Source organism: Psychrobacter sp. CLB018 (genome assembly GCF_041222815.1).
GTDB lineage: Bacteria > Pseudomonadota > Gammaproteobacteria > Pseudomonadales > Moraxellaceae > Psychrobacter > Psychrobacter faecalis.
Window position 1 is genome coordinate 2,750,494 of sequence record NZ_CP166085.1, and the last position, 17,865, is coordinate 2,768,358.

13 protein-coding genes and 1 tRNA gene are annotated in these 17,865 nt (G+C 43.5%); 1 reads left to right on the plus strand and 13 read right to left on the minus strand.

The features are described 5' to 3' along the window. Positions 1-69: 69 nt before the first annotated feature. The 13 genes from rpoB to AB8P72_RS11750 all read right to left on the minus strand — a co-directional run bounded on the left by rpoB (position 70) and on the right by AB8P72_RS11750 (position 16,079). On the minus strand, positions 70-4,188 hold the full coding sequence (gene rpoB / locus AB8P72_RS11690) for a DNA-directed RNA polymerase subunit beta (protein ID WP_068405086.1): 4,119 nt from the start codon (positions 4,186-4,188) through the stop codon (positions 70-72). A gap of 803 nt (positions 4,189-4,991) precedes the next feature. Continuing rightward, on the minus strand, positions 4,992-5,366 hold the full coding sequence (gene rplL / locus AB8P72_RS11695) for a 50S ribosomal protein L7/L12 (RefSeq protein WP_068405083.1): 375 nt from the start codon (positions 5,364-5,366) through the stop codon (positions 4,992-4,994). A 126-nt stretch (positions 5,367-5,492) separates the two neighbouring features. Further along, positions 5,493-6,020 carry a 50S ribosomal protein L10 gene (gene rplJ / locus AB8P72_RS11700; RefSeq protein WP_025652244.1) on the minus strand — a complete coding sequence of 176 codons (528 nt, stop codon included), beginning with the start codon at positions 6,018-6,020 and terminating at the stop codon, positions 5,493-5,495. A 427-nt stretch (positions 6,021-6,447) separates the two neighbouring features. Then, positions 6,448-7,149, minus strand: a complete 702-nt coding sequence (gene rplA, locus AB8P72_RS11705; RefSeq protein WP_068405082.1) for a 50S ribosomal protein L1 — start codon at positions 7,147-7,149, stop codon at positions 6,448-6,450. Next, the gene (gene rplK / locus AB8P72_RS11710) at positions 7,150-7,581 is read right to left on the minus strand and encodes a 50S ribosomal protein L11 (protein WP_068405081.1); all 432 of its coding nucleotides are present in this window, start codon (positions 7,579-7,581) and stop codon (positions 7,150-7,152) included. It lies immediately after the preceding gene. Positions 7,582-7,671: 90 nt separating this feature from the next. After that, on the minus strand, positions 7,672-8,202 hold the full coding sequence (gene nusG / locus AB8P72_RS11715) for a transcription termination/antitermination protein NusG (RefSeq protein WP_068405079.1): 531 nt from the start codon (positions 8,200-8,202) through the stop codon (positions 7,672-7,674). A gap of 70 nt (positions 8,203-8,272) precedes the next feature. Continuing rightward, complete coding sequence (gene secE / locus AB8P72_RS11720) at positions 8,273-8,761, minus strand: preprotein translocase subunit SecE (protein ID WP_369957792.1); 489 nt, start codon at positions 8,759-8,761, stop codon at positions 8,273-8,275. A gap of 51 nt (positions 8,762-8,812) precedes the next feature. Beyond that, positions 8,813-8,888: transfer RNA gene (locus AB8P72_RS11725), tRNA-Trp, on the minus strand. 539 nt (positions 8,889-9,427) lie between these two features. Next, positions 9,428-10,618, minus strand: a complete 1,191-nt coding sequence (gene tuf / locus AB8P72_RS11730) for an elongation factor Tu (RefSeq protein ID WP_068404023.1) — start codon at positions 10,616-10,618, stop codon at positions 9,428-9,430. 220 nt (positions 10,619-10,838) lie between these two features. Then, a complete protein-coding gene (gene fusA / locus AB8P72_RS11735; protein ID WP_193030563.1) occupies positions 10,839-12,965 on the minus strand; it encodes an elongation factor G in 2,127 nt (708 codons plus the stop codon). Positions 12,966-13,372: 407 nt separating this feature from the next. Next, positions 13,373-13,846, minus strand: a complete 474-nt coding sequence (rpsG, locus tag AB8P72_RS11740) for a 30S ribosomal protein S7 (RefSeq protein ID WP_068405119.1) — start codon at positions 13,844-13,846, stop codon at positions 13,373-13,375. A 205-nt stretch (positions 13,847-14,051) separates the two neighbouring features. Beyond that, the gene (gene rpsL / locus AB8P72_RS11745) at positions 14,052-14,426 is read right to left on the minus strand and encodes a 30S ribosomal protein S12 (RefSeq protein ID WP_011281154.1); all 375 of its coding nucleotides are present in this window, start codon (positions 14,424-14,426) and stop codon (positions 14,052-14,054) included. 438 nt (positions 14,427-14,864) lie between these two features. Next, a complete protein-coding gene (locus tag AB8P72_RS11750; RefSeq protein WP_193030565.1) occupies positions 14,865-16,079 on the minus strand; it encodes an EcsC family protein in 1,215 nt (404 codons plus the stop codon). Between the two features lie 548 nt (positions 16,080-16,627). Between AB8P72_RS11750 and AB8P72_RS11755 the strand changes: the two genes are divergently transcribed. Continuing rightward, a complete protein-coding gene (locus AB8P72_RS11755; RefSeq protein WP_193030567.1) occupies positions 16,628-17,863 on the plus strand; it encodes a beta-ketoacyl-ACP synthase II in 1,236 nt (411 codons plus the stop codon). Positions 17,864-17,865 lie beyond the last annotated feature (2 nt).

Here is a 17,865-nt window from a genome sequence, read left to right on the forward strand (position 1 = left end):
GCAGCAGCAATAAAGCAGACTGCCTTTAGTGGACAACTAAGTTAAACAGCTATTTTGCCTGCGTTGGTTTTAGTTGCTTTGTTTTAACTCAATATTAATACCCAGTGATTTGATTTCTTTGGTCAATACGTTAAACGATTCAGGCATACCTGGATCCATGTATTGTTCACCATCGACGATGTTTTTGTACATACGTGTACGGCCTTCAACGTCATCCGACTTCACCGTTAGCATCTCTTGCAAGGTATAAGTCGCGCCATAGGCTTCTAGGGCCCAAACTTCCATCTCACCGAAGCGCTGACCACCAAACTGGGCTTTACCACCAAGCGGCTGCTGCGTCACAAGCGAGTAAGAACCGGTAGAACGCGCATGCATCTTGTCATCAACCAAGTGGTTAAGTTTGAGCATATACATATAGCCAACGGTTACTTTACGGTCAAACTTCTGACCCGTACGACCATCATACAAGGTCTGCTGACCATCGCGATCCATTCCCGCAAGCTCAAGCAATTCTTTGACTTGATACTCATGAGCACCATCAAATACTGCGGTACCCATTGGTACACCGTCGCGTAAGTTGTCCGCCAGCGCCATGATGTCATCATCACTTAAGCTATCAAGATCAACGCTCTCACCGCCTACTTTGTTATAGATTTTATCTAAGAAATCACGCAAATCTTTAATCGCAGCTTGGGCTTTGAGCATACCGTCAATCTTTTCGCCGAGGCCTTTCGCTGCCATACCCAAATGCGTCTCTAATACCTGACCGATGTTCATACGCGATGGTACACCAAGTGGGTTCAAGACGATGTCAACGGTATTGCCATGTTCGTCATAAGGCATGTCTTCAACCGGCATAATGCGCGATACCACACCCTTGTTACCATGACGACCGGCCATTTTATCACCAGGCTGGATACGGCGTTTAACCGCTAGATATACTTTAACGATTTTTTGTACGCCATGCTGTAAGTCATCACCAGCGGTCAATTTGCGTTTTTTCTCTGCAAATTTCACATCGATGTCTTTTTGCTTATCGACCAAGTAATCAGCGATTTGGGTAAGACGCTCAGAGATTTCTTCTTCAACCGGCTGGATATCAAGCAAGGTTTCAAGGCTCATCTCTTTCATGTCAGCCAATGCCATGACTGTACCGGCTTTTAGACCAGAACCGCCACTGACTTTTTGACCATCAAGCAAGCTTGCGATACGGCCACGAGCCGCTTCTTCAAAGATGCGTAGCTCTTCTTTTAAATCTTTACGGTAGCTATCAAGTTGTGATTTTTCAATCGCTTTAGCACGCGCATCTTTTTCAACGCCGTCACGGGTAAAGACTTGGACGTCAATGACCGTACCTTTGCTTGATGTTGGAACACGCAATGAGGTGTCTTTCACATCAGCGGCTTTTTCACCAAAGATCGCTCTGAGCAGTTTTTCTTCTGGGGTCAGTTGCGTCTCACCTTTTGGCGTGACTTTACCAACTAAGATATCACCAGCGTCAACTTCAGCACCGATATAAACAATACCTGCTTCATCAAGGCTTGATAACGCCGCTTCACCAACGTTTGGAATATCGGCAGTAATCTCTTCGGTACCAAGCTTAGTATCACGCGCTACACAGGTTAATTCTTGAATATGAATGGTGGTGAAACGATCTTCTTTGACCACTTTTTCAGATAACAAAATCGAATCTTCGAAGTTGTAACCATTCCAAGGCATAAAGGCAATACGAATGTTCTGACCTAACGCTAACTCCCCAAGGTCGGTTGACGGACCATCGGCTAAGATATCACCAAAAGCAATTTCATCACCTTGGTTTACAATGATGCGTTGGTTAATACAAGTGTTTTGGTTTGAGCGCGTGTATTTAATCAAGTTATAAATATCAATACCCGCTTCACCGGCGACCATTTCATCTTCATTGACACGCACGACGATACGCGACGCATCAACGTCTTCGATCACACCGCCACGCTTCGCGATCACACAAACACCAGAGTCACGAGCAACGTGACGCTCCATACCGGTACCAACTAATGGCTTATCAGCACGTAACGTAGGAACAGCCTGACGTTGCATGTTCGAGCCCATGAGCGCTCGGTTAGCATCGTCATGCTCTAGGAACGGAATCAAACCGGCGGCAACCGACACCACCTGGCTTGGTGACACATCCATATGCGTCACTTTTTCTGGCGGCATACGTACAAACTCACCATAGCTACGCACACTGACCATTTCATCAGATAGCGCGCCTTCTGCCGTTACTGGCGAATCCGCCTGAGCAATGACCGTACCGACTTCTTCAATCGCTGACAAGTATTCGATTTGATCCGTTACTTTACCGTCAACCACACGGCGATATGGCGTTTCTAAAAAACCAAAGCTGTTGGTTTTAGCAAAAGTCGCTAATGAGTTAATCAAGCCAATGTTTGGACCTTCAGGTGTTTCAATCGGACAGACGCGGCCATAATGGGTATCGTGAACGTCACGTACTTCAAAGCCGGCACGCTCACGGGTCAAACCGCCCGGTCCTAACGCTGATACACGGCGTTTATGCGTCACTTCCGACAATGGATTGTTCTGATCCATAAACTGTGATAACTGGCTTGAACCAAAGAATTCTTTCACTGCTGCCGCTACAGGCTTTGAGTTGATCAAATCTTGTGGTGACAAGTTGTCAGATTCTGCTGATGATAAGCGCTCTTTAACCGCACGCTCAACACGCACTAGGCCGACACGGAATTGGTTTTCAGCCATCTCACCAACCGAACGAATACGACGGTTACCTAAATGGTCGATATCATCGACTTCGCCGCGACCGTTACGAATTTCAATCAACTCTTTTAGAACGTTAACGATATCATCATTGGTCAAAACACTACGCGCGCGCTGTACATCAGCATCGTCAGTGTCTTCAAACTCTAGACCCAAACGACGGTTAAACTTCATACGTCCGACGTTTGATAGGTCATAACGGTCAGCGTTAAAGAACATGCTTTCAAACAGTTTTTCAGCGGTTTCAACCGTTGGTGGCTCACCGGGGCGCATGACCTTATAAATTTCAATCAAGGCTTCTTCACGGCTTGAGGTGCTATCGGCGCGTAGCGTATCGGCAATATAACTGCCTTGATCGATATCGTTGGTAAATAGAATGCTGAATTCTTTGATAGAATCACTGGCTTCATACGAGCTTAACTTAACCAATAATTCATGATCAATAAGCGTATTGGCACGCGCAATCACTTCATCATTGACAACGATGTCTTCGGCCAAAATGCGTTCGTATAAATACTCATCAGGAATCGCAATTTTGGTCATACCCGCTTCTTCAAGCTGACGGATACGGCGGGCGTTGATACGTTTGCCCTGCTCGACGATCACCTCACCTTCTGGTGATACGATATCAAACTGTGCCATCTCACCACGCAGACGATCAGCAACCAAATCGATCTCAAACTGCTCTTCGCCTTTATATACTTTTACTTTATCAAAGAACAAATCTAAGATTTCAGAGGTAGTTAGGCCTAGAGCGCGTAGGATAATAGACGCAAGCAATTTACGGCGACGGTCAATACGCGCGAAAACCAAATCTTTGGCATCAAATTCAAAGTCTAACCAAGAACCACGGTAAGGAATGATACGGGCGTTGTAAAGCACTTTACCACTTGAATGCGACTTACCTTTATCGTGATCAAAGAACACACCTGGCGAACGATGTAGCTGTGATACGATCACACGCTCAGTACCATTGATAATAAAGGTACCGTTAGCCGTCATCAATGGCATCTCGCCCATATAGACACTTTGCTCACGGATGTCTTTGATCGCCGCTTTGCTGTCTTTGTCTTTGCTGTCTTTATCTTTGATAATCAGACGGATTTTAACGCGCATTGGCGCTGCAAAGGTCGAACCACGTAAGATACACTCACGCTCATCAAACTCAGGCGTACCTAAATAATATTCAACAAATTGTAGCTCTGCGTTACCAGAGTGACTCTCAATTGGAAAAATAGAAGAAAACGCAGCTTGTAAACCAGTATTCTCACGAGCTTTTGGCTTTTTATGCTCTTGCAAAAATTGCTCATAAGAATCTACTTGGATAGACAACAAATAGGGAATGTCCATCACAGTAGGCAATTCAGCAAAACTTTTGCGAATACGCTTTTTTTCAGTATAAGAATATGCCATCGAGAGTCCTTACAGTAAACGTGGAAACAAATTGAAAGCGCGGCCGACTTGCATCAATACTATTTAATATGAATATCATGCAAACCTGGCAACGTAAACGATAATATAAAACGGATATTCATGCTCATTTAATGACTGCTGATTAATTCACGCGTATAGTGCATAATTAATCCAGTTTATTTAAGCGTAAATCGGCATCTAAGCATGCCTATATGAGTGCTAACACTAAAAATTTCAATGCCTTGCACCTTTTAACTTTGTAGTACTTACGAGTAACCACTGCACCGTATCTAAGACCAATGACTGGCATTTAGATACTATTGATTCTCTTTGTAAATTCACTTAAAGTACTATTGCTACTTCTCTTTTAAAAACCTACTCATCATCTGCTATCATAAGTAATATCGTCGCTGATATCTACCGTCTACCAGTGCATATACTGACAGTAAAACCTTACCAGATGATTTAATTAACAGCGTTTAGATTAAAAATCTGAGATAACTATAAATTTTGAAACAGTGACTTATTATAAAGCAGTGACTTTTAGAATCAGTATAAATTATAGTGTTAATGAAAAGCATGCAGACACAAAAAAATGCCAAACATCGATCGACGTTTAGCTCGTTAACTGATTTCAATAACTACTAAGTGTGCTTGCATGTATATCGTCTGTCCTTTTGATGGGTATCCACCGTGATGTTGCATACGTATGTTGGCAGACACAAAAGGTCAAGCTACGGATTATAATAAAAAAAAGCTGATAATGCAAGGCATTACCAGCTTTTTTTTTACAGCAGTTGAACTTATTTTAGTTCAATAGTTGCACCAGCTTCTTCAAGTTTCTTTTTCAACTCTTCAGCTTCAGCTTTGTTTACGCCTTCTTTGATTGGAGCTGGAGCGCTTTCAACCAAATCTTTCGCTTCTTTCAAGCCAAGGCCAGTAGCTTCACGTACTGCTTTAATGACGCCAACTTTCTTCTCGCCAAAGCTGGCAAGAACAACGTCAAACTCGTCTTTTTCTTCAGCAGCGGCAGCAGCAGGACCAGCAGCAGCAGGTGCAGCAGCGGCAACAGCAGCAGTTACGCCGAATTTTTCTTCCATGTCGCTGATTAACTCAACGATATCCATTACTGACATTTCAGCGATTGCGTTTAACACATCATCTTTAGATAGTGCCATGAGAACTCTCCGTTATCTGATAAAATTTAGTTGGTTTTAATATCGCTTGGATTGCTTGCCAAATGTTTAAATAGGGTTGGCAATAAAGTGCAATCGGCGATGTCAAAGTTACGTTAAAACAAGCAATTAAGCAGCTTCTTTTGCGTCTTTGATTGCCGCTACCGTGCGAACGAACTTGCCAGGAACTGCGTTCATAGTCTGGACAAGCTTGGTCACTGGTGCGTTCATAGTAGCCATTAGGATAGAGATTGCTTCGTCGCGAGTTGGTAGCTTCGATACGCGCTCTAGCTCTTCTGGACCATAAACTTCACCACCGACTGATACCAATTTGGTCTCTAAAGCTTTGTTATCTTTGCTGAAGTCGAAAACGACTCGAGCGGCAGATCCCAAATCTTCCATAGAGAAAGCCAAAAGTAGTGGACCAGTCATACGGTCTGACATGCTCTCAAACTTAGTGCCTTCAAAAGCGCGTTTTGCTAGGGTATTTTTTACCACTTTCAAAACGACACCTTTATCACGAGCTTGTTCGCGCAGCTGAGTAAGCTTTGCAACACCAATACCGTGATATTCGGCAGCTACTGCTGAGTAAGCATTAGCAGCAACTTCAGACACTTCAGCCACAACTTGTTGTTTTTGCTCTAGCGTTAATGCCATAAGTTGACTCCTTTAATCTTATCAATCCGCTCATTATTTAATATTCTAAAACCGAAGTTTTGGACAATGTAAACAACTTACTACGACTGACTTGATACGACACGTTATGTATAAACTCCATAAAGAGTTCATTCATAACGACTGATTACGGCACCGTTATCAGACTGACATCGAGTAATAATTTGGTATAAATACCAATCTATTGGCTCTTATCAACAACTGGGTGGGTCACCGTCTGCGTAGGACAACTAAGATTTTCACCTGTCGTCGATTAACAAAAGCAGCTTACCATCACAAGTAATAATAAACCGCTTTCTACCTACGGTCTTAGACAGCGAAGCGTTTGCTACGCTGACCTAATTCTTTAAAACAATATGGGCGCTTTATTCAAAATCGTTGAATAAAGAGCAGTTTTTATACAATAAAATTATTTGGCAACGCGATATGGAACAGGATCAATTGAGATACCTGGGCCCATGGTGCTAGACAAGGTAATTTTCTTAATGAAAGTACCTTTAGACGTCGCAGGTTTAGCGCGTTTAAGATCAGATAGCAATGCTTGAGCGTTTTGCATAACTTGCTCAGCAGTAAAGCCAACTTGACCGATCGTGGTATGGATAATACCCGCTTTATCAACACGGTACTGTGCTTGACCCGCTTTCGCATTAGTCACAGCTTCAGCAACGTTAGGCGTTACCGTACCAACTTTTGGGTTAGGCATTAGGCCACGTGGACCTAGGATAGTACCTAATTGACCAACCACACGCATCGCGTCAGGCGCAGCAATAACGATATCAAAGTCCATATTACCGGCTTTGATTTGCTCAGCTAGGTCTTCAAAACCAACGATGTCAGCACCGGCTTCTTTAGCGGCTTCAGCAGCAGCGCCTTGAGCAAAGACAGCAACGCGTTTGGTTTTACCAGTACCCGCAGGTAGGTTGGTAGCACCACGAACGACTTGATCAGATTTACGTGGGTCAACGCCCAAGTTTACTGCGATGTCGATAGACTCTTTGAATTTAAGAGCTGGCAAATCGTTTAGGATTTGAACGGCTTCTTCAAGAGTGTATAATTTTTCGTTTTCAACGCGCTCAGCGATTAGCTTTTGACGCTTAGTAAGTTTACTCATTTACACACCCTCCACGGTAATACCCATTGAACGTGCAGTACCAGCGATGGTACGGACAGCAGCATCAAGACCAGCAGCGGTTAAGTCTGCATCTTTAGTCTTAACGATTTCTTCTAATTGTGCACGGTCAACTTTACCGACTTTAGCGGTGTTAGGTGTACCAGAACCTTTAGCGATACCAGCAGCCTTACGTAGTAAGTATGCAGCTGGTGGTGACTTCATGATGAAGGTAAAAGATTTATCGCTGTATACGGTGATCTCAGTAGGAATCGGTAGACCCGGCTCTTGGTTTGAGGTCGCAGCGTTAAATTCTTTACAGAACGCCATGATGTTCACGCCTTTTTGACCCAATGCTGGACCAATCGGTGGTGAAGGATTTGCTTTACCTGCAGGCACTTGCAGTTTGATGTAACCATCAATCTTCTTAGCCATGATACTCTCCTAAATGGGTAATAGCGCCAAATCAATGTGGTATGCACCTCATTGACTAACAGCTCCCCGGTTGATGAATGTTTTACCGGTTTAGTCTAGTTTTTCAACTTTACTAAACTCAAGCTCGACCTGGGTCGGGCGATTAAATACGTTTACCGTTAAATGCAGTTTAGACTTCTCATAATCCACTTTTTCCACCAACCCTTTAAAGTCCGTAAATGGACCATCGATAACCAACAACTCTTCGCCTGGCTCAAATAGAGTCTTCGGACGTGGGTCAGCTTCAGTCTGATTTAAACGGTTTAAAATACGGTCGGCTTCTACTTGCGTAATCGGTGCTGGCGTTTCAGGCGTGCCACCGACAAAGCCCATAATACGCGGGCAGTCTTTGACGATATGCCACGTGTTGTCGTTCATTTCCATCTGAATCAATACATAGCCTGGAAAGAACTTACGCTCACTTTTACGCTTTTTGCCGTCTTTCATTTCAACGACTTCTTCGGTAGGTACCAAAACATCGCCGAATGAATCAGCAAATTCACTACGATTGATACGATCAGTTAATGAACGTTGTACTTGCTTTTCATATCCTGAAAACGCTTGGACAATATACCAACGCATATCACGCTCCTGATCAGTAAAGTTAAGTCGTTATAAGTAAATCTGGCTTAATGGACACTAATACGCGTCATTAACCAATAAAAATACCAACGAACCAGTTAAAAAAGTTATCTAACAACCAAACCAAAAAACCCACAATAGCAATCATGACAATCGTTTGCCATGTGTATTGAAAGGTTTCATCTTTGCCAGGCCATGTGACTCGGCGTAGCTCAACGGCAGCATCTTTTAATAATATTTTAAAAGCGCGGCCTTGATGCGTTAACGCTAAGCAGACCAAGGCAATAATAACTAGAGCAACGATGATACCAATACGCATCCAAACATCATTGGCAGGTTGCCAATAGCCTGGTAGGTATTGATTGACTAAGGTTGCCCCTATCAAAATTACTGCGGCAAGTAGCCACAATACCACATCTTTAACTGAACCAGTTTTAGCAACTTCAACAGCGGTTGTTTGACTGTTCGCCGAAACGTCCTTATCTTTGGACAGCATTCCACCAGCCACTGCCTTAGCATCAGATAACTTAGTCTCGAGGTTATCTTGATTATTGCTCATAAAGAACTCACTTCGGAGATGGTGGGGTATGACAAAGATATGATAAGAAGATGGCAGGCGATGTAGGACTCGAACCTACAACCCTCGGTTTTGGAGACCGATGCTCTACCAATTGAGCCAATCGCCTATGGGTGTAAAGGACAGCATTATACAATATTGAGCATAGAATGCAAGCATTTAGGAATAAAATTCTACTGCGACGCTAATATCACTGTTCTTAAGCCTCTCTATGAAAACACTTAATACGAATAAAAACTAAACGTACAAGGTGCTAACGAGGTGCAGCGTTAATATAGCAAGCTCGGTTAAGAATTACAATAGACACCAATCAGATAATAAGCGCTTTTTAAGGTACATGTATAAACCCATATAAGGTGAGATTGGTTTTTGTCTGCCCCACTCTTCTACTATAATGAGTGAAAAGTAATATAGATACATCACACACTGCTGATATCAATTTTTCTTGCTTGCTGTGCCTGTGCAGACAGAGGCTACAAAAAATTGATATCAGCAATATCGTCGCGTTTTTAGGATATGTTTACTATATGTCTTTTTAAATATTTATCCTCATTCATACCCCACAAAAAAAGCCACCCTTAATCAAGGATGGCTTTTTTCTTACTGCTTAACGCTTAGATAATTCTAATAGCGTTAGGGTTTTGATGCTTAGCTAAGGACGTTAGCAACAACACCAGCACCTACGGTACGGCCGCCTTCACGAATTGCGAAGCGTAGACCTTTGTCCATAGCGATTGGATGGATAAGCTCTACGCCCATCTCAACGTTGTCACCAGGCATAACCATTTCGGTACCGTCTTGTAATTGGATTGCGCCAGTTACGTCAGTGGTACGGAAGTAGAACTGTGGACGATAGCCGTTTAGGAATGGTGTGTGACGACCACCCTCTTCTTTTGACAGAACGTATACTTCGGCGTCAAATTTGGTGTGAGGGGTGATTGAACCTGGCTTGGCTAGTACTTGGCCACGTTGTACGTCTTCACGTTTGGTACCACGTAGTAGTACGCCACAGTTTTCGCCTGCACGACCTTCGTCTAGCAGTTTACGGAACATCTCTACACCAGTACAGGTGGTTTTTTGGGTGTCACGGATACCGACGATTTCGATTTCGTCACCAACACGGACGATACCTGATTCAACACGACCGGTTACTACGGTACCACGGCCTGAGATTGAGAATACGTCTTCGATTGGCATTAGGAATGCTTTGTCAACGTCACGCTCTGGCTCTGGGATGTAGGTGTCTAGGATGCCTAGTAGTTCTACAACGGCTGGTTGGCCGTATTGACCTTCGTCGCCTTTAAGGGCTTGGGTGGCTGAGCCTTTGACGATTGGGGTGTCGTCACCTGGGAAGTCATAGTCGTTTAGAAGTTCACGAACTTCCATTTCTACTAGCTCAAGCAATTCTTCGTCGTCAACAAGGTCACATTTGTTCATGAAGACGATGATGTACGGTACGCCAACCTGACGTGATAGCAGGATGTGCTCACGGGTTTGTGGCATTGGGCCGTCAGTTGCTGATACTACTAGGATTGCGCCGTCCATTTGGGCTGCACCGGTGATCATGTTTTTAACATAGTCGGCGTGACCTGGGCAATCAACGTGGGCGTAGTGACGGGTTGGGGTGTCATATTCTACGTGTGAGGTGTTGATGGTGATGCCACGTGCTTTTTCTTCTGGTGCGCTATCAATTGCGGCGTAGTCTTTGGCTTCGCCACCAGAGGTGATTGCGGCTACGGTTGCGATAGCGGCAGTTAATGTTGTTTTACCGTGGTCAACGTGTCCGATGGTACCGACGTTGACGTGTGGCTTGCTGCGTTCAAACTTGGCCTTTGCCATGGGTATTTCCTCTTTATTTGGGGTCAAGTAGTTAACTGCTAAACATGCGCAAGTTAAGAGATACCGACCACATTAAGATAATTGTTAAAAGGTTGCACATACAATGTGCAGATATTATAAGAAAATCGCGACCAATAACAAGTCTTTTAACCAATTATTGGCGCAATCTCTACGGACAATAGAGAAATCAACTCAATATTGTCCTATTAATATGTAATATTTACTCGTCTTCATCTTTAGAGTTGAATTTAGAGATGATAGATTCTGCAACTGATTTTGGAATCTCAGCGTACTTTTGGAATTCCATTGAATAGGTTGCACGGCCTTGCGACATTGAACGCATTTGCGTAGCATAACCAAACATTTCTGCTAATGGTACTTCCGCACGAATCTGCTTAGTGCCACCAGGTAAGTCTTCCATACCTTGAACCATACCACGGCGGCGGTTTAAATCGCCCATGATATCGCCCATGTAGTCTTCAGGTGTTTCAACTTCTACTTTCATTACTGGCTCAAGTAGGGTTGGGTTTGCTGCCATGAAGCCTTTACGGAATGCAATAGAACCAGCCATTTTAAATGATAACTCATCCGAGTCAACATCATGGTAAGAACCATCATACAAGGTCGCTTTAACGCCAACAACTGGGTAACCTGCAAGTACGCCGTTTTTCATGCGCTCTTGGATACCTTTGTCGACTGCACCGTGGAATTCTTTTGGTACTGTACCACCAACCACTTCTTCAGCGAATTCATATAGAACATCGCCCGCTGGATCCATAGGCTCAAGACGTAACCAAACGTGACCGAATTTACCACGACCACCAGTCTGACGTACGAATTTACCTTCTTGCTCAACTACGTTACGGATGGTTTCACGATAAGCAACCTGCGGCGCACCGATGTTTGCTTCAACGTTAAACTCACGCTTCATACGGTCAACAAGAATCTCTAGATGCAGCTCACCCATACCACTGATGATGGTCTGACCAGACTCTTCGTCAGTATGGACGCGGAATGATGGATCTTCTTTAGCCAAACGACCCAAAGCGATAGACATTTTTTCTTGGTCAGCTTTGGTCTTAGGTTCAACAGCTAGAGAGATAACTGGATCTGGGAATTCCATACGCTCTAGCGTGATGACGTTGTTTTCGTCACATAGCGTATCACCAGTAGTGACGTCTTTCATACCAACTAAGGCTGCAATATCACCCGTGCTGATTTCTTGTAGCTCTACCTGAGCATCTGCCATCATCTGAACGATACGGCCAACACGCTCGCGCTTCATTTTAACAGGGTTATAAACGCTACTACCTTGTTTCAGAACACCTGAATACACACGAACGAAGGTTAAGTTACCAACGAACTTGTCGTTCATGATTTTGAACGCTAGTGCTGCGAACGGCGCGTCATCAGAGGCTTCACGCGTACCTTCAGTTTCATCTTTGTCGTCAAGGATACCGCGGATAGCAGGTACATCCATTGGCGCAGGTAGATACTGAATAACGGCGTCCAACATCTTTTGTACACCTTTGTTTTTAAAGGCAGTACCACAAAGAAGTGGAATGATTTCGTTGTTGATGGTCAATTGACGAATAGCGTCGTTGATCTGCTCTACCGTCAATTCCCCATTTTCAAGATACTCATTCATGAGTTCTTCTGAGGCTTCAGCAGCGTTTTCTACTAGATACTCACGGTACTCTTCCGCTTTTTCTTGTAGTTCAGTTGGGATTTCGCGCTCTTCGTACTTCATCCCTTGAGACGCTTCGTCCCAATAGATAGCTTTCATGGTCACAAGATCCACAACGCCTTCAAAGTCGTCTTCTTTACCAATTGGAATAACCAACGGTACTGGCTTGCCGCCTAGACGAGTTTTGATTTGTTCTACCACACGGTAGAAATCAGCACCAACACGGTCCATTTTGTTAATGAACGCTAAGCGTGGTACTTTATATTTGTTTGCTTGACGCCATACGGTTTCAGACTGTGGCTGAACCCCGCCTACCGCGCAATAAACCATACAAGCGCCATCAAGAACACGCATAGAACGCTCAACTTCAATCGTGAAGTCAACGTGACCTGGGGTGTCAATGATGTTGATACGGTGTTCAGGGAACTGCTTTGCCATACCTGACCAAAAACAAGTCGTCGCCGCAGAAGCAATGGTAATACCGCGCTCTTGTTCTTGCTCCATAAAGTCCATGGTAGCTGCACCATCATGGGTTTCGCCAAGCTTGTGGCTAACACCGGTATAGAACAAAACACGCTCAGTAGTGGTCGTCTTACCAGCATCAATGTGCGCTGAGATACCAATATTGCGATAGCGCTTTAGGGGAGTTTTACGAGCCATAGTGTTTTCCTAGGGAAATTCGTGTATATATTAATGTGTTGTGTCTCTACCTCATACTCTATGACAAAGCCATGAGACCATGAACTTTGTTATATTACTTACTATTAATTGGGCCAAATACGGACAAAAAAAGAGCAAATATTAAGAATAGTGCGGCATCAAATTTAGGAGACTTTTTTAAGCGGTGCATATTTTTTGCAGGCTTTATAGAAAAGCATCCCTTACAAAACAGCATCTTGACAGATGTCCGCCATCTAAACTGTTTAATACCTTCTCAGCTTTTGAGGAAAAATTAAACAACCCAATAATGATGGCGGCAATCAATAGAATAAATCAACAATATCAGGATTAACTGATCGAAACCGTTAATCCTAAGCATTTAAACCAGTTTTAAAAATAAAACCAGCTTAGAAGCGGTAATGAGAGAATGCTTTGTTAGCATCTGCCATGCGGTGAACTTCGTCACGCTTTTTCATAGCATTACCTTTACCGTCAGCAGCATCATTCAATTCGCCTGCAAGACGCAAAGCCATTGATTTTTCAGAACGCTTAGCAGCAGCTTCAGCTAACCAACGCATAGCCAAGGCAGTACGACGGGAGGGGCGTACTTCCATTGGTACTTGATAAGTTGCACCACCAACACGGCGAGCTTTTACTTCGACCATTGGGCGGACATTCTCTAAAACTTCTTCAAAGAAAGCGACTGGATCTTCGATGTTGCGCTTTTGGCCTACTGTCTCAAGAGCACCATAAACGATACGCTCAGCAGTAGATTTTTTACCATGACTCATGACATGGTTGATGAATTTTGCAACAGTTTGGCTACCAAACTTAGGATCCGGTAGGATCTCACGGGCAGCAACGACGCGACGTCTTGGCATAATAATAATCCTTTTCTTCAGGAGTGTCTGACATTCACAAGCTCGCACCAATTACTATTGGATGGCGTTATATCGAGTTGTCAGTCAGCCTTACTGCATGGCGGTATGTTATAGCGTCAATTAATAACTTAAAAATACCGCTAACACCAGTCCCATGCACAGTTAATGGGTGATACAAATCAGCTTATTTAATAGCAATTAGCTATTAAACTTTAGGCTTCTTCGCACCATATTTAGAACGACCTTGCTTACGGTCTTTTACGCCTGCGCAATCAAGTGCACCGCGAACGGTATGATAACGTACACCTGGTAGATCTTTTACACGACCACCACGGATAAGAACAACACTGTGCTCTTGTAGGTTATGACCTTCACCGCCGATGTAGCTTGATACTTCATAGCCTGAAGTCAAACGTACACGACATACTTTACGCATGGCTGAGTTAGGTTTTTTAGGGGTAGTAGTATATACGCGAGTACATACACCACGGCGTTGTGGGCACGCTTCCAACGCAGGAACTTTTGACTTTTCCTTGATGGTTTTGCGACCTTTACGAATCAATTGGTTAGTTGTTGCCATAAGGCATCCTTCTCCCGTTTGGTATAAAACAAAAAAATGGGCCAATGCGCCAGCAATCTGACATTAACGACAGATTTTGGCACACCCATTTTTAGGACAGTGTATTATAAAGAGTTGTTGCTGCTATTTCAACCACTTATGAGCGGTTGTCCTTTACAACATTCGATAGATGTGCATGAGCAAAGATTGTAGCAGACTTAACGGTAAGCAACAGATTTTAAGATGAGCAATTGTTTCATTGCAAGATGGTAAAATCGATGTTTCCTATTAATGGAGTTGGTTATTTATTTTTCAAGGCAAAATTTGAATTTTAGATACTTTTTTAGCCTTAAAACCCCTTCATAAAAAAGACATATTTATAAAAAAGGCATAAGCCGATTTATATCAGCTTCTGCCTTCATACAGTAAATTATAGTTAAACCGCTATAGATTAAAACGTTAATCTTTTTTACTGGCCTGAGCTTTTTTGTAGTTTTCATCTACTGACTCTTCATCCGTAGTTTTTGACACAGGCTCTGAGGTAGCTTTTATTTCGCTTTCTGTTTGGTCAGCTTTAGACTTATCGTCGTCAGCCTTGGATTTGTTGTTTTCAGCTTTGGTCTTATCGTCTTTAGCCTTATCTGTGTCTTTTTTTGCATTGTCAGATTTAGGGCTTTGCTCTTCATTATTACTGTCGGTATCTTTCTTCACCTGCGCTTCGCTACTGCTATCGTCGGTAATGGCGCGGTTAGCAAGTTTGGCTTCTGGTGCAAACGTCGCTTGCGCCACGCCAATCACTTCATCAATCAGCTGACTGTTGTAACGCATACCAACGATGACGGCAGTGGCTGGTAAAAAGCGGCGTACCCATGATAAGTTGATGTTATCTAAGTTAATGCCAATTTGGCTGGCAATATTATCTACTTGTTCGGCATAAAAATTGACGTTTTTATTTTTCAGACCAAGGTTTTTAAGCTCATTATGCAAACCATTGCTTTGCGCATTATCAAGCAAGCCTTTACCAATACCGATACCAGCTAATAAAGCCTGCTTTTCTTGCATTTTGCTCAAATCGGCACTTGCCAGTAATTCATAAGCCATTTTGACGCCTTGCTTACCAGTCAATGGCTTATTATAAATAGCGCCTAGCTGATAAACGGTACGTAATGAGACAAGTAACAACCACAAAGTATCAGCAAGTAAGCCTGGTAGGCCTGCTAATCCTGTTAAGCCGCCCAATGTCGCCAAAGCGCGGTTTTGATTGGCGATATCCGTTGCTAGAGCATAACGCTGCTCATTATCTAAGTTTGCAATATTGGCGAAGCGATGCTGATTTGGCAGGTCAATCTGACTCCAATTGGAGGCAAGCTTAGCAATCTGCGCAAAAGCGCCATCGACCGTCGAATCAAACAGACTGTTTGGCACTATTTTCTTGGCATACTTGCCATAAGTAGCAAAGCGCGTACCTAATAACTGCTGGGTGGCTTTTAAGGTTTGCTCGCGAAACAAATCCTGCTGATAGTCTTCATCGCCGAGATTTACTGCTTTATATTGGCGCGGTTTGCCGCTTTTGGCATTGACGCTATCAATCATTGCGCCCATGCGTTCCAAATTACCACGAGTAAAAGAACCAACGCTGCTGATGCCTTTAAATAGTGTGCTAGGCTTTGCCATCTTTATATCCTTAATGTGATGAATGAATTAATGTTTGTTATTAATATTATTTATAAGAACTTTTAATAAGAGCCTTTTATAAGAACTTTGCAAATTGACTGCCATTTTAGCCAACGCTTACGATAACTGTCAGTGCCAACAATGTTATCACTATCGTCAATTTTGTATCTAAAAGTATCGCTTATTTTAAACCATAAATAGCGTCAGCATATATTAAATATGTCTTAGCTAAAAATAATTTTTACTATGTTAACGAAAATTTTACTGCCATTGCTACTTTAACACGGCCAAAAACTTCACCTGCTTTGATAATAAGTCCACTTAAAAATAAAGACCATTTTGTCGTTATTTTACACTTACGCCAAGATTTTAAACCGTCGATACGTTATTATATGCCATCACTCAAAGTACAGTTGTACTTTTATTTATCAAACAGTATTTAAGCAGCCTATTGTAGGTTTTGCGCACTAAAATGACTGTCAAATAAGTATTTAAAAGCGATTGTTAAAGGTCATTATCAAAAAATCGTTACTCATAAGGAATAGAATATGCGCCGCGTTGTTATCACTGGAGCAGGGATTGTCTCTTGTATCGGACATGATTTGGCGACTGTCACCGATGCTCTTAAAAAAGGGCGCTCAGGTATTACGTTCAATGAATCGTATGCTGAGCACAACTTTAAATCACAGGTTAGCGGTAGTATTGATCAAGCAGAACTTGATACCTCAGGCATTGACCGTAAATTGAAGCGTTTTTTTAGTGATGCCAGTCTTTACGCTTATGTCAGCGCGTTAAACGCCATTGAGCAGTCGGGCTTGCCGCTTGAAACCATTAACAATAACCCACGCGTGGGCGTGGTCGCAAGCTCGGGCGGTGCGTCAACTGAAAACATCGTCAATGCCGTCGATGCAATGCGCGAAAAAGGTTTGCGCGGTGTCGGTGCGATGGCGGTACCAAAAACCATGGGCAGCTCGGTATCAGCGGCACTTGCAACGGGGTTAAAAATCCAAGGGATTTCTTATTCATTGAGCTCTGCGTGCGCAACGTCGACGCATTGTATCGGTCATGCCGCCGAACTTATCCAACTTGGCAAAGCCGATGTGATACTTGCTGGCGGTAGTGAAGCGGAACATTGGACGCAGTCGTGTATGTTTGATGCGATGGGTGCGGTCAGTACACAGTATAATGACACGCCAACCCTTGCTTCTAGAGCCTATGATAAAAACCGTGATGGCTTTGTGATTGCCGCAGGCGGGGCGATGGTGGTGGTCGAAAGTCTCGAGCATGCCCAAGCGCGCGGTGCCAATATCTTAGCCGAAATCGTCGGTTATGGCGCCAGCTCCGATGGTGCTGAAATGGTAGCCCCAAGTGGTGAAGGTGCGGTCCGCTGTATGCAACTCGCCCTTGCTGAAGCAGGTTTAGAAAGTGTTGACTACATCAATAGCCATGGTACCAGTACACCGCTAGGGGATGTGACTGAGCTTAAAGCCATTGCCAAAGTGTTTGGTGACGATGTCAGTCGAGTCCCTGCTATCAGCTCAACCAAATCCATGACCGGTCATAGCTTGGGTGCAGTCGGCGCGCAAGAATTGATTTATTGCTTACTGATGCTGCAAGAAGGCTTTATCGCGCCAAGTATCAATATTTCCGAATTGGACCCTGCTGCCAAAGGCTTTGATATTGTTACTGAGAAGCGTGATGTTAAGCTTGAAACGCTTATGAGCAATAGCTTTGGCTTTGGCGGTACTAACGCCACTCTTATTATTAAAAAGTTTGACGCCTAACT

Bases quoted from the DNA above. Each gene is read 5' to 3' on its own strand.
- AB8P72_RS11750 (WP_193030565.1), bottom strand. From the start codon at position 16,079: ATGGCAAAGCCTAGCACACTATTTAAAGGCATCAGCAGCGTTGGTTCT.
- rpsG (WP_068405119.1), bottom strand. From the start codon at position 13,846: ATGCCAAGACGTCGCGTCGTTGCTGCCCGTGAGATCCTACCGGATCCT.
- AB8P72_RS11755 (WP_193030567.1), top strand. From the start codon at position 16,628: ATGCGCCGCGTTGTTATCACTGGAGCAGGGATTGTCTCTTGTATCGGA.
- rpsL (WP_011281154.1), bottom strand. From the start codon at position 14,426: ATGGCAACAACTAACCAATTGATTCGTAAAGGTCGCAAAACCATCAAG.
- nusG (WP_068405079.1), bottom strand. From the start codon at position 8,202: ATGCGTTGGTATATTGTCCAAGCGTTTTCAGGATATGAAAAGCAAGTA.
- rplK (WP_068405081.1), bottom strand. From the start codon at position 7,581: ATGGCTAAGAAGATTGATGGTTACATCAAACTGCAAGTGCCTGCAGGT.
- rplA (WP_068405082.1), bottom strand. From the start codon at position 7,149: ATGAGTAAACTTACTAAGCGTCAAAAGCTAATCGCTGAGCGCGTTGAA.
- rpoB (WP_068405086.1), bottom strand. From the start codon at position 4,188: ATGGCATATTCTTATACTGAAAAAAAGCGTATTCGCAAAAGTTTTGCT.
- rplJ (WP_025652244.1), bottom strand. From the start codon at position 6,020: ATGGCATTAACGCTAGAGCAAAAACAACAAGTTGTGGCTGAAGTGTCT.
- rplL (WP_068405083.1), bottom strand. From the start codon at position 5,366: ATGGCACTATCTAAAGATGATGTGTTAAACGCAATCGCTGAAATGTCA.
- fusA (WP_193030563.1), bottom strand. From the start codon at position 12,965: ATGGCTCGTAAAACTCCCCTAAAGCGCTATCGCAATATTGGTATCTCA.
- secE (WP_369957792.1), bottom strand. From the start codon at position 8,761: ATGAGCAATAATCAAGATAACCTCGAGACTAAGTTATCTGATGCTAAG.
- tuf (WP_068404023.1), bottom strand. From the start codon at position 10,618: ATGGCAAAGGCCAAGTTTGAACGCAGCAAGCCACACGTCAACGTCGGT.